This window comes from Companilactobacillus bobalius (assembly GCF_009764355.1).
Map to the genome: position 1 here is coordinate 150,667 of NZ_LNUA01000031.1, position 12,300 is coordinate 162,966.

General features: G+C 34.6%; 12 protein-coding genes. 7 read left to right on the forward strand and 5 right to left on the reverse strand.

Annotated elements, in window-relative coordinates; genetic code table 11:
- Positions 1–11: 11 nt before the first annotated feature.
- The gene (locus ATN92_RS05240; protein ID WP_056953458.1) at positions 12–836 is read left to right on the forward strand and encodes an alpha/beta hydrolase; all 825 of its coding nucleotides are present in this window, start codon (positions 12–14) and stop codon (positions 834–836) included.
- A gap of 41 nt (positions 837–877) precedes the next feature.
- Here the strand turns inward: ATN92_RS05240 and ATN92_RS05245 are convergent, their stop codons facing one another.
- The gene (locus ATN92_RS05245) at positions 878–3,145 is read right to left on the reverse strand and encodes an ATP-binding cassette domain-containing protein (protein WP_056953460.1); all 2,268 of its coding nucleotides are present in this window, start codon (positions 3,143–3,145) and stop codon (positions 878–880) included.
- Between the two features lie 397 nt (positions 3,146–3,542).
- Positions 3,543–4,499: a LacI family DNA-binding transcriptional regulator gene (locus ATN92_RS05250; protein WP_056953461.1), complete on the reverse strand. Its 957-nt coding sequence runs from the start codon at positions 4,497–4,499 to the stop codon at positions 3,543–3,545.
- A gap of 250 nt (positions 4,500–4,749) precedes the next feature.
- On the opposite strand from ATN92_RS05250, the gene ATN92_RS05255 reads away from it, so the two are divergent.
- The 6 genes from ATN92_RS05255 (at position 4,750) to ATN92_RS05280 (ending at position 10,789) form a co-directional block, all read left to right on the forward strand.
- On the forward strand, positions 4,750–5,700 hold the full coding sequence (locus tag ATN92_RS05255; protein WP_056953463.1) for a DMT family transporter: 951 nt from the start codon (positions 4,750–4,752) through the stop codon (positions 5,698–5,700).
- A 229-nt stretch (positions 5,701–5,929) separates the two neighbouring features.
- A complete protein-coding gene (locus ATN92_RS05260; RefSeq protein WP_056953465.1) occupies positions 5,930–6,745 on the forward strand; it encodes a DMT family transporter in 816 nt (271 codons plus the stop codon).
- A 129-nt stretch (positions 6,746–6,874) separates the two neighbouring features.
- Complete coding sequence (locus ATN92_RS05265) at positions 6,875–7,726, forward strand: sce7726 family protein (protein WP_056953467.1); 852 nt, start codon at positions 6,875–6,877, stop codon at positions 7,724–7,726.
- Positions 7,727–7,741: 15 nt separating this feature from the next.
- Positions 7,742–8,653, forward strand: coding sequence for a sce7725 family protein (locus ATN92_RS05270; RefSeq protein WP_056953469.1), 912 nt, complete (start codon positions 7,742–7,744; stop codon positions 8,651–8,653).
- Positions 8,653–9,735 carry an RES family NAD+ phosphorylase gene (locus ATN92_RS05275; RefSeq protein ID WP_056953471.1) on the forward strand — a complete coding sequence of 361 codons (1,083 nt, stop codon included), beginning with the start codon at positions 8,653–8,655 and terminating at the stop codon, positions 9,733–9,735. Before ATN92_RS05270 ends, ATN92_RS05275 begins: the two co-directional genes overlap by 1 nt.
- Before the next feature lie 178 nt (positions 9,736–9,913).
- On the forward strand, positions 9,914–10,789 hold the full coding sequence (locus ATN92_RS05280) for a DMT family transporter (protein ID WP_056953474.1): 876 nt from the start codon (positions 9,914–9,916) through the stop codon (positions 10,787–10,789).
- Positions 10,790–10,835: 46 nt separating this feature from the next.
- Here the strand turns inward: ATN92_RS05280 and ATN92_RS05285 are convergent, their stop codons facing one another.
- The 3 genes from ATN92_RS05285 to budA all read right to left on the reverse strand — a co-directional run bounded on the left by ATN92_RS05285 (position 10,836) and on the right by budA (position 12,298).
- Positions 10,836–11,228, reverse strand: a complete 393-nt coding sequence (locus ATN92_RS05285) for a type II toxin-antitoxin system HicB family antitoxin (protein ID WP_056953476.1) — start codon at positions 11,226–11,228, stop codon at positions 10,836–10,838.
- Between the two features lie 2 nt (positions 11,229–11,230).
- Entirely contained in the window at positions 11,231–11,416 is a 186-nt protein-coding gene (locus ATN92_RS05290) for a type II toxin-antitoxin system HicA family toxin (protein WP_056953478.1), read from the reverse strand.
- Between the two features lie 174 nt (positions 11,417–11,590).
- Positions 11,591–12,298 carry an acetolactate decarboxylase gene (gene budA, locus ATN92_RS05295; protein ID WP_056953480.1) on the reverse strand — a complete coding sequence of 236 codons (708 nt, stop codon included), beginning with the start codon at positions 12,296–12,298 and terminating at the stop codon, positions 11,591–11,593.
- Positions 12,299–12,300: the final 2 nt, after the last annotated feature.

Genomic DNA, 12,300 nt, shown 5'->3' on the forward strand with positions numbered 1-12,300 from the left:
AACGTGAAGATATGGAGACGAAACAATACAATCTCACTATCTCTGATCACGATTTTAAGGTTAAAGGATATTGGCTTGATCAAGTTGATGACTTTGGACAAGACGTTGATTATCCGATAGTGATTATTTGCCCAGGTGGTGGTTTTACCTTTCATTCTCAAAGAGAGGAAGAACCAATAGCTCTAAGATTTAATTCGTATGGTATGCATGCGGTAGTTTTGGAATATCAATTAATTGGTAATGAACCAGTTTATCCAATGGCCTTAGAAGAAATGTCTAAGACTATTGAATGGATTACTGAGCAGGCGGAAGCACGTCACATTGATAAAGACAAAATAATTTTAGCTGGATTTTCAGCAGGAGGGAACATTGTAGCAACTTATAACGGCGTTGCAACAAATCCTAAATTGCGTCAAAAGTATCATTTGGATCAGTATCAAGGGCAGCATGCGGCCATTATTTTAGGCTATCCAGTCATCGATATGACCGTCAAGGGAAGCTTTCCAGATGATGATAAAGTACTTAATCAAATTACAGCAGATAAGAATCTGTGGAAAGCTCAAGAACTGGTGAGTTCACAATCGAAGCCGGCGTTTGTTTGGCAGACGCAGACTGATGAATTAGTAAAAGTTGTCAATACAATTAAGTATGTCGATCGATTGAATGATTTGAACGTTCCAGTCGAGTATCATCTTTTTGGTTCAGGAATTCATGGATTGGCGTTTGGAACCTATGTAACTCAGAAACCAGGCAAAAAGAAGTATTTAAATTCTTGGACAGCTAAATGGATTGAATTAGCCTTTAACTGGCTTCAGATGATGAAATTTCTTGGATAATAAAAAAGATCACTTCAAATGAGGTGATCTTTTTGAATCTACTAAGAAATTATTGCCGCTAATGCAGCACCGGTCCGAGAGTTCTTGTCGTTTAAGCTATCTTTTGGATGGCCTTCAAAACAAACTTGACCGCCGAATTTACCAGCATCAGGTCCCATATCAACTAACCAATCGGCTCGTGAAATTAATTTTAGATTATGTTCAATCAGAATTAATGTATTTCCCTTATCAACCAATCCTTCAAATAAATCAATCAATTGTTGAGTATCTTGTAAATGCAATCCGGTTGTTGGTTCATCTAAGAAATAGATTCGACCGGTATGATTCAATTCCATTGCTAATTTAACACGTTGCACTTCACCACCAGATAAAGTGGTCATCGACTGGCTAAGATTCAAATAACCAAGTCCAACTTGGTGGAGTAGACTAACCTTTTTGTAGATATCTGGCACATCTTTGAAAAACTCTAAGGTATCGTTGATAGAAAGATTTAGAACCTCAGAAATATCTTTGCCATGATAAGTGTATTGCAGTGCTTCTTGACTATAACGTTTCCCATGACACAACTCGCATTCTTGAACGATTGGATCCATGAATGCCATCTCGGTGATCATCACACCTTTACCTTTGCAACGGGGACAAGCACCTTTACCGTTATAACTAAATAGTTGTGTTGAAACGCCATTGTTGGCTTTACTGAAAAGCTTTCGTAGAGGATTTAAAATGTTCAAGTAAGTTGCAGGTGTAGAACGAATATTCAAACCTACAGAATCCTGACTCAAATCAATATAGTCTTGATCAGAAACTTGTTGTTTGAAAGCTTGGACTAAAGTACTTTTTCCAGAACCTGCTGGTCCAGATATCACGGTCATTACACCTTGAGGGATTCTGGCAGATACGTCTTTTAAATTATGAGAAGTTACATGATTAACATTTAGCCAAGATTGAGGTTCACGAGGCTTTGGGAAAGTGATTTTTTCTCGCAACATTTTACCCGTAATCGTATCTGACTGTAATAGTTCGTCGTAGGTACCAGTGAAAGTTACTTGACCACCATTTTTGCCGGCTTGTGGTCCCATTTCCACGACATAATCTGCTGTCGAAATAATGGCAGGGTTGTGATCAACTAGGATAATGGTATTGCCATGTTCCTTGAGCTTTTTTAAGGATTGGGTAATTAATTTAATATCGTGAGGATGGAGTCCTACACTTGGTTCATCGAGTACGTAAACTAAATCGGATAGGGAACTCGTCAAATATTTGGCAATTTTAATTCGTTGAGCTTCTCCACCAGATAGAGTATCAGTTCCACGGCCAAGGGAAAGATAACCTAAACCGATGTCGACCAAAGCTTGAATTTTACTATGTAGTTCACGCACCATTGTTTTAGCCTTGGGGTCCGGGATATTATCCAAAAATTTTAGGACACTTACTAAATCCATATCGCTGACTTCTGCAATATTTTTGCCGGCAATTTTACCAGTTAGAGCCTTTTTGTTCAGACGTGTTCCATGGCATACTGGGCAAGGTTTTCGAGTGACAATCTTTGATAAAGCAGCTTCGTGATGACGACCTGAGGCACTATGAATAACAGAGCGAAGCATACGTGGAACCAGTCCTTCATATAACGCCGTACGGCCCCAATTTGCTGGTGGATTTTTCAATTTTTGTTGCGGAGCGTGCATAAATAAATCGTATTCTTCATCGGTATAGTCTTTGATCTTCTTATCTAAATCAAATAGGCCACTGTTACCATATTCCTTCCAACGCCAAGTTCCAGGTTGAAAGCCGGCAAAAGTCATTGCACCCTCGTTGAGTGACTTATTAGGATCAATTAATTGACGTTCATCTACGTCGTCAACAAATCCTAATCCCTGGCATTTTGGACACATTCCCTGAGGTAGGTTAAAGGAAAACCATTCAGAATACCCAACCCAAGGCTGTCCAATTCGAGAAAACATCAAACGTAAGACGGAATAGATGCCGGTGTAGGTTGCCAGAGTAGATCGAGAATTACGACCAATAGGCTTCTGTTCAACCACAATTGCCACTGGTAAGTTGTCGATTCGGTTCACTTCAGGTTGACCGTATTTAGGCAAATATTGTTGGGTGAAACTAGGAAAAGTTTCATTCAATTCACGTCGGGAAACAGCGGCTAATGTATCAAAAACTAAAGAGGATTTACCAGATCCAGAAAGGCCAGCAAAAACGGTCGTTCGATGTTTAGGAATATCTAAACTGACATCCTTTAAATTGTTTTCTTGAGCCCCATGGATAGAGATAGTTCCATCTGCAAATAAATCAGTCATAAAAACCTCCAACAGTGAATTTAATAATTCTATTATATAAAAATAGTCCATAAAATATTCAATAGACGATTTTAACTAAGAAAACTTCAACAAAAATAATCAGGCATCAATGTATTGGCTGTATACATTAATGCCTGATTATTTATATATATATTAATGGATTTGGTAGTCGCAGATGGTATTAATCTACTTAGTAACTTTTTGAATTTTTAGAATAAAGGGGTATTTATTCTTATGGTTGTCTGCAACTATCGGAAGTCATATTTCAACAATCATCCGCCTACAATGATTATTCCACTGAATCATTAGTAACTAGGGCTTGTCATGACCTCTTCCTTAGTACATTTATATACTACGATGTGGGATTGGTCCCAGGTCAAGCACAAATTTAAAAGAATTAGTTAGCATCGACCCAATGGGGATTTTGATTTTCATAAGACAAACGATCAGAATTTAATTCGTTATATAAGTAAATAAAGGCATTATGTGCTTGATTTCTAAAACAGAGGTCAATGGTAGGCATGTTCATCATATGGGCAATTTCACTGTTGTCACTTCCGACTACCAGGCAGTCATCGGGGACTTTTTTTCCATTTTTCCGCAAAGTAGAAATAAACTCTGCGGCCACAAAATCGGCATAAAAAATAACAGCAGAAGGTTTATTTTTAGCAGCTAACCATTTTTGAGCGGCATCTTCACCAGTCCCTGTTTGAGTATGGTAGAACAGTTGAAAGTCTTGATTACTGTCGGGGTAAGAAGCTTTGAAATCATCAATAGCTCTTGTCCGAGCCCTTGTATTAGCATTTCTCAAGCTAGATAAGACGTGTCCGATATTCTTATGACCGTTATCGTAAAGGTGGTTCATTACGTGATAATAGATAGGATAGTGATCGATAAAATTAGAATAAATATTAGGACGATTGACTCGATGCCAAGTCGATATAGGACCAAATTTTGCATAGGAGCTAATAGTATCCCATGAATTGATTCTAGTGAGAATGAAAACAGCATCTAAAGCGTGAGTTGTCAGTAACCTAAGAGTTTTTAATTCGTTATCTGCTGTTTGGGTGAAATAAACATTGACACTATAACCATGTTCAGCAGCAATTTTGGTAAATGAATTAAGAAAATCTCCAACTAAAGGGAAATACTCTTTAGTAAGAAATCCAATCGTATTTGTTCGTTTTTTACGTAAATTCTTGGCAACTTGATTAGGGATGTAATTCATTTCATGCATTGCATCAAGAATGATTTTGCGTTTAGTTTCACTTACGTAACCGTTGCCGCTCACGACTCGAGAAATAGTCGATTTGGAGATCCCGGTCTTTTTTGCTAGGTCATAAATAGTAGTCATTAAGTGTCACCTTTCTGTACCTATAAATATATACTAATCGTTTTCCGGACATTCTGAAGTTAATTCTACCCTGGAAACGTTTACTACGCTAGATTGGTTGTTTTATTATTTAGCGTTGTTATACTGAATTGTGTTAACCATAAGGAAGGTGAGTATTTATCGTTAGTTGACAGCAGTAATATTTCGGCTATTCGCGAGGGTAGCGTAGCAATGAATTCATAGGAAATCAAAGCGAAGGGAAATATTACTAATGAAGTCTAAAAGGGTTCTCGGATCCATGTTTTTAACCATTGCTTCAATTATTTGGGGAGCAATGTTTGTAGTTGTAAAAATTATTGTGAATGAGGTACATCCAATTCAACTAGTTTGGTTGGAGTATCTAATCGCATTAGTATTCTTAATTGGATTTTCAATAATGAAAAAAGAGAAATGGCACATCAATTGGTCAGATTTAAAATTAATTTTTTGGATTGGAATCATTGGAAATACCATTTCGTTAGTTGCTCAAGAAATGGGTACAGGTTTATCAAATGCCCAAACAGGTTCGGTTATCACCTCAACTATTCCTGCATTTATGATCATCTTTGGATGGTTGATTCTCAAAGAAAAATTGGATAAAGTTAAGGTTCTTTCCGTAGTGATTGCTATTCTTGGAGTAGTAATGATTGTTGGATTGAAGATGTCAGGAACTAATGTTATTTTAGGAGTTTTGCTCCTAGTTCTTGATTCAATCGCTTGGGCCTTGATGTCAGTCTTAGTTAAAAAAGTTAAAACTTACAGTTCTTTACAAATTACTATTATGTCAACCGTAGTAGCAGTCGTTGCTCTGACACCATTTATTTTGAGTGATATGTCATCACTTACAAGTATTAACTTTGCTGATCCAACAATTATTCTTAGTTTACTTTACATTGGTGCGGTTTCAACAGCTGTAGCTTATGTAATGTGGAATCGTGGCCTCCAAATCGTCAGTGCCGGTTCATCTGGTTTGTTCTACTTGATTCAACCAATTGTAGGTTCATTTTTAGGTTGGTTGTTGCTCGGTGAACAGATTTCAGTTGGCTTTATCATTGGTTCAGCCATGATTTTAGCCAGTGTTTGGATCTCAGTTAAGTTCGATGGCTCATCCTCGAACGAGACTCGTTTAGAGAGAACACGACCTGCAAAATTGAACGCAAAATTAAAATTGAATAATAATTAATAAGGTAAATCCAAAATGGATTTACCTTTTTTTAGTGATATAATATTTGAATTGCAAAAAAGAAGGTGTAAAAATGATTTATTCACCATTAAATGAATGTGATGTTCCAGCTATCCGTTAATCAACGGATAGTTCCGTTGGTTAATTTCGAGTGAAATTAAATAGCGGAAGGAAATATTATGAATTCAAAAAAGATTTTAGGATCAATATTGCCTGCATCTGGGGTGGAATGTTTGTTGTGGTAAAGGATGTAGTTAGTGTTGTTCATCCATTACAGTTAGTTTGGTTGAGGTATTTAGTAGCGATAATATTTTTAATATTATTTTCTATTTTAAAAAGAGAAAAATGGAGTATTCACAAAAGAGATATAGGGCTAATCGTCATAATTGGTTTGATTGGAAATACTATCTCAATAGTTGCCCAAGAAACTGGTACCTGGTTATCCAGTGCTCAAACCGGAGCAGTAATTACTTCAGCCACACCATCATTTATGGTGATTTTTGCTTGGCTGATTTTTAAGGAAAAAATAACGCGGGTTAAAATCATATCTTTAGTGATGGCAACGATTGGTGTGGTCATGATTGTTGGAATTCATTTGGAAGGTAATAATATTTTACTAGGAGTATTATCATTGATTATTGCAGCCTTAACGTGGGCATTAATGTCAGTCTTGATACAAAAAGTTAATCATTACAGTTCATTGCAAATTACAATCATGTCAACAATCGTCGCAGTTATTTCTTTAACTCCAGTAGTCTTTATGAATACAGCAAGTCTAGTAAATATTGATTTCTTAGAACCTAAAATAATTCTCAGTTTATTATATTTAGGAGTTATTTCGACAGCATTGGCTTTTGTTATGTGGAATAGAGGATTAACTTTAGTTAATTCAAGTTCTTCAGGACTGTTTTTCTTATTGCAGCCAATTGTCGGAACTCTGTTAGGTTGGTTATTTTTGAAAGAATCAGTTTCATTAGGATTCTTCCTTGGAACAATACTGATTGTTGGCAGTGTCTGGATTTCAGTTAAATTTGAGAGTAATTAATAATTAGAAGGGTAAATCCAAAATGGATTTGCCTTTTTTTATGCGTAATTTTAAATATACAGCAATAACAATGATGATTAAACTCATGCTATACTTTTGTTAATGTTGAGTATTGGTGGTAGTGCAAAAATGACAGCAGATGTCCTTTTAAACAAGATATTTACAGTTAATTCTTTAAGAAAAGCTGTAAATAATAAAAATGGTGATTTATATAAAGAAACTATTAATTCATTAAGTATAAATAATGGTGAAATTAAAACAAATTTAGATGCTATTAAGAATATGTACAAGTATATGTATAAGTCTCATAGAAATGAATATTTTTATAAAAATACATTAATAAATAAGATATTGCTTGGTAGACATAGTGTGAGAACTTCAACAGCTATAAGAGAATTACCAATATCTAATAATATATTAGATTTATTGATAATAAATGGTATTGGACAGGTGTATGAAATAAAGACCGGACTTGATAATCTAAATCGATTGAAAGATCAACTTAATGCTTACTATATGGCATTTTCTTATTGTAATGTTGTTACTGATTTAAGTCATCTGGATGATTTGAAGGAGTTACTTAGTGATACGCCAACGGGAATAATACTTTTGACTAATCGTGGTACACTCCATGTTGAGAAGTCACCAAGTGAATACAATGATAAGCTGAATAGCCGGGAAATATTTAGGATACTTCGAAAAGGTGAATTTGAGAATATTATAAAGAAGAACTTTGGTTATTTACCAAAAGTCGGTCAGTCAAAATATTATCAAGAGTGTTTTAAACTCTTTAAGACTATTGAAGTAAAAAAAACTCAGAAATTTATGTTAGATGAGTTAAAAAAGAGAAGTTCAATTAACCAAGAAAATTATAGTTACTTCAAAGACATTCCTAAGGAACTTAAAGCCCTGGTGTATTTTTCAGACTATAAAATCAAGGAATATAATGTGTTGCAAGAATTCCTGAATACTAAATATTGAGAGGAAGCGTGTATTATGTATTTTCCTATACTGAGGGGTAAACAAAATGAATTGTTGGCTTTAAGGGAACTCTTGAATGACGACGTTTTAAGCAAGAAAATATTGCCAATCATAGAGCCGGTAAGTCCTTCATCTACGTTTAGGATATTATTGGAGTCCTTTTATAACAATAATAGAAAAATTGCCGTTATCCAAAATTCGTCAGTCGCTGATTACGAAGGATTCAAGGATGCTGATATAAGTGAAATAAAGTCAAAGGATAATTTCATTCCGGCTTTAGTATTGGAGGGTTCAGATAATGAATCTCTTTCTGATTATTCCAATGTTAATAAAATGGCTATCGTAGGTGAAAAATCAGACTTTAATGATTCATCGTTGATTGATGATAATACGTATTTAGTGATTGAACCAAATAATAGATCGGCTGTTAGAAAATTGAGAAACAGTACAGACCTTTTAGTGGAAATGCATGATCAGTTCAATAAGCAGGATAGGAATGTAGATTATTTATCCAAGACTGATGAATTATTCTCAACAGAGCATTTGTACTATAAAGAAGATGGATATTATGGTTTTAGTGATTATTCAATAATTGGAAGTGATTACAGTAGCGCTGGTTTTGCAGCCAAGGCGGTAGCAATTCACTTAGTGTATTTTGATGAGAATGATGAATTACGTGTTCATCACTTTGTTTCAGATTCTAATGATAATATACAAAATCCAGCGTTAAAAGCTCATGAAGCTCTGGAAAAATTGATTAAGTTTGTTTCTAATCCTAGTTTTGATAAAACAAAGAATGATTCTGAAGCTCTAAGGGAGTTTGAAGAATTGTATAAAATCGATAAGTATTCAGGCTTGGGATATATAAAGAAATTATCTATAAAACATCATTTTGAAATCATGGGAAGGTATTTGGATAAAGATTAATGAAATGTTGCGAAAACTGTTTTAAAGATGTTGATATAAAAGAGCGTATTAAAGCCATAAATGAAAAAGGCCAGTGTGATTTTTGTCAATCAAACGATGTCTACGTTCTTGATATTGATAAAGCGTTAAAAAACAATGACTATTCGAAAAACATAATTGCAGATTTTAATGATTTATTAGATCTTTACACAGTATATGATCGAAAACAGAATGATTATCAAAGGTATTCCGATGATGCTAGAAAGTTGAGTGAACAACTATTTTTTAATACCAATATTTTCAATTTAGAAGTAAATAAAATATCTAAATTATTAAAGGCTTTGCTAGCTGAATATTATGACAAAAACAATGAGTTATTTGAAGGTCTTGTAATACCGGAATATTTATTGGATGATAAGTTGAAAAAGAATAACGGTATCTTTGGTGGAAAAGGATGGAAGGCCTTTGAAAATAGAATTAAATATATTAATAGGTTCCATTCTAATATGGCAAACAAAAAGATATTAGAAGCATTTTTTAATAATTTAATTGTAAATATTGGAAAAGGTAAACGATTTTATAGAGCAAGAATTAGTGACAGTGGCAAGCCGATTTCTAATGAGAATATGGGAGCCGCACCGTCAGGATTGTCGACCCCAGGAAGACTGAATGCTTCTGGAATAGGATACCTTTATTTATGTCAAGATTATAAGGTGGCACTGGGTGAAATAAAGGCTTCTTTAAATGATATTTGCACAGTTGTCTTGTTTGAAACCTTGGAGGAATTAAAATTAGTAGATTTGTCTCAAATTTCTGTGTTAAGTATATTTTCTTTTGAGGATAAAATTACTTATTTAATGAATTTCGATATTTTAAAACAAATTGATATTGTTATGAGGGAAATCAGTAATAAAAATAGATCTGAAATCGCTTATGTACCAACGGAGTACATGAGTGATTTGATCAAAGATATGGATAATGTTGATGGGATTATATATGAAAGTACGATTAACAATGATACGAAAGATTTAGTTTTGTTTGATGATAGAAAGGTTCATTTGCTAGAAGATGAAACTGTAAAATTACGTAATAGAAGGAATTAATTATACGCAATTGCATAAATTAGAGGGGTAAATCCAAAATGGATTTGCTTTTTTTATTTTTTCAGTTTCAACAGAGTCTGAAAATGCTATAATTTTTTACAAAAATAAGATTTCAAAAGAATTTATTTAATTATAAATTTCGTTCCGGAGAGACCAATAGCTAAAAGGACTAAGCATTATGAATTCTAACAAAGTATTAGGTTCTATTCTTTTAGGAGTCGCTGCCAGCATTTGGGGTGGGACTTTCGTTGCAGTGAAAATGGTAGTGGGGCAGATTCATCCACTCCAATTGGTTTGGCTAAGATATTTAGTCGCATTAATCTTTTTAGTCGGTTTCTCATTGATTAAGCGAGAAAAGTGGCATTTGAAAAGAAAAGGTTTGAAATGGTTCATCTTGTCAGGTTTGACAGGGTACGCTCTTTCATTAGTGGCCCAAGAAACCGGAACGTGGTTTTCCAGCGCCCAAACAGGAGCCGTGGTAACTTCTTCAACACCAACTTTTATGGTGATTTTTGCCTGGTTAATTTTAAAGGAAAAATTAGATCGCGTTAAAGTCATTTCTTTGGTAATGGCAACACTTGGGGTAGTAATGATAGTCGGCATCCATTTGACCGGAAAACATATTTTAATTGGCGTTTTATTCTTGATATTAGCTGCATTAAGTTGGTCATTTATGTCCGTCATGATTAAATTGTTGTCGGACTATTCAGCTTTACAAATAACGATTGTTTCAACCATAGTCGCTATGATTTGTTTAACACCATTTGTGATGGGAGATTTGGCATCATTATCAAACGTTAATTTCTTCAATCCTAAAATCATTGCCTGTTTATTCTATGTTGGAGCGTTATCCACAGCCATGGCTTTTGTCATGTGGAATAAGGGTTTAACAATGGTCAGTCCCAGCGTTTCAGGGTTGATTTACTTGTTACAACCAATCGTTGGTACATTATTAGGTTGGTTAATTTTAGGAGAAGGTCTAACTTGGGGCTTTGCTGCAGGGACGGTTTTGATTTTGACTAGTGTTTGGGTTTCAATAAGATTTGCAAAATGAGTATTAAAAAATCCTATTCCGTGTGAAATAGGATTTTTTTGACCGCTTAAACATGTAATTTCTTCTTTAAAGCAGTTGTTAGTAATTCCGAAAAGTTAATATTGTTCTCTTTTCCCAACTTGTTGAGATAGTTGGGGATAGTCAAAGTCTTCTTGATAGTCTTGAAGTCATTTTTACGACGATATTCATCAATATCGACATCAACTAAGGTAACAACGTCGCTATTTTCTGCACTAGGAAGTGTGTAATTTGAATTCGGCACGTCTAAATTGTTATCTTGTCTATCAATAATATTCAAACCGATGTAATCACGAGCCATTTGAATAGCGTCATCAATGTCTTTGCCTTGAGTCAGGCCTTCAATATCAGGAATGCTGACAAAGTAGGGAACTGTTTGATCACTTGTTTTTGAAATTATAATTGGATATACGGTTTTCATTTTTAGTCTCCCTCATCATCCAAACGATGTTTTTTTATTATACTTTTTGCTAATAATTCATTGATTTCTCTATGTCTAGGAATCTGTTCTTTTTCAATGCCATTTGTCCAAATATCATGATTATTACCATGACGATATAAGTACCAACCCTTTTTACTTAAAAATTTGAGCAATCTTTTTTGATTCATTTCAAATTCCTTCGTCTTTTATAATATACGTATTTAATACGTGTGTAAAATGTTATAACTATTGTTACTATATAAATAAAATTACGCAAGATTTGAGATAGTACGATCAAATTAGACATTTTTAAGTAGGATAAAAAAGGACGAGTCCAACTGGATTCGTCCTTTTGTTTTTCTCTATTCTGATTTATGTATATCGCCTAGAATATCTTCACCGGAAAAATCAAAATCCATGTAAGATTGATTTTTGACGGGCAAATGTTGTTCCAAGGTATCAAATTGTTGGAGTTTTACATCTCCACTTGCTGTACCAAGTGATAACAAGTGACCACCGAAGTCATGATTGTCAGATAAGAAGTGATGGTGGAAACCACCAACAGCAGCTCCATCAAAGATTTCAGGTGAGTAATAACTCAACAAAGTACCTGTAACGGTATCTTTTTCAAAAATGCTTTGACTTTCAGCTGTCTTAGCTAGAGTATCGTAAGGTTTGTGTGATTTCTTCACCGCACGAGTTTTCACATTTGTAAATTGACCGTGTAACTCAATTGAGAAGAAAGTATTGGTACTTGTTAAGGATAGAATCTTCTCTTCAAGTTCTTTTTGGCTGATACCATCAACACTTGTTAATGGCTGATAACTGCCGAAATGAATGTTAGCAAAGGGCAGAGTGAAATCATCTTTTACGATATTAACACTACCGTTGCTGTCGACTTGATAAGGCGTGCCGTCTAAAATGACTAACTCACCGTCAAGACCTTCGCCAGTACCGATTCCTGTATCGCCATGTCTTAATAATTCCTTCATAGTGATAGTTCCATCGAGTAACCCTGGGACTAATAAAGCTAATGTTCCGTGTTGATAAAGAATATTTGTGTTTGACATGA

Bases quoted from the DNA above. Each gene is read 5' to 3' on its own strand.
- ATN92_RS05240 (WP_056953458.1), top strand. From the start codon at position 12: ATGGAGACGAAACAATACAATCTCACTATCTCTGATCACGATTTTAAG.
- ATN92_RS05245 (WP_056953460.1), bottom strand. From the start codon at position 3,145: ATGACTGATTTATTTGCAGATGGAACTATCTCTATCCATGGGGCTCAA.
- ATN92_RS05250 (WP_056953461.1), bottom strand. From the start codon at position 4,499: ATGACTACTATTTATGACCTAGCAAAAAAGACCGGGATCTCCAAATCG.
- ATN92_RS05255 (WP_056953463.1), top strand. From the start codon at position 4,750: ATGAAGTCTAAAAGGGTTCTCGGATCCATGTTTTTAACCATTGCTTCA.
- ATN92_RS05260 (WP_056953465.1), top strand. From the start codon at position 5,930: ATGTTTGTTGTGGTAAAGGATGTAGTTAGTGTTGTTCATCCATTACAG.
- ATN92_RS05265 (WP_056953467.1), top strand. From the start codon at position 6,875: ATGACAGCAGATGTCCTTTTAAACAAGATATTTACAGTTAATTCTTTA.
- ATN92_RS05270 (WP_056953469.1), top strand. From the start codon at position 7,742: ATGTATTTTCCTATACTGAGGGGTAAACAAAATGAATTGTTGGCTTTA.
- ATN92_RS05275 (WP_056953471.1), top strand. From the start codon at position 8,653: ATGAAATGTTGCGAAAACTGTTTTAAAGATGTTGATATAAAAGAGCGT.
- ATN92_RS05280 (WP_056953474.1), top strand. From the start codon at position 9,914: ATGAATTCTAACAAAGTATTAGGTTCTATTCTTTTAGGAGTCGCTGCC.
- ATN92_RS05285 (WP_056953476.1), bottom strand. From the start codon at position 11,228: ATGAAAACCGTATATCCAATTATAATTTCAAAAACAAGTGATCAAACA.
- ATN92_RS05290 (WP_056953478.1), bottom strand. From the start codon at position 11,416: ATGAATCAAAAAAGATTGCTCAAATTTTTAAGTAAAAAGGGTTGGTAC.
- budA (WP_056953480.1), bottom strand. From the start codon at position 12,298: ATGTCAAACACAAATATTCTTTATCAACACGGAACATTAGCTTTATTA.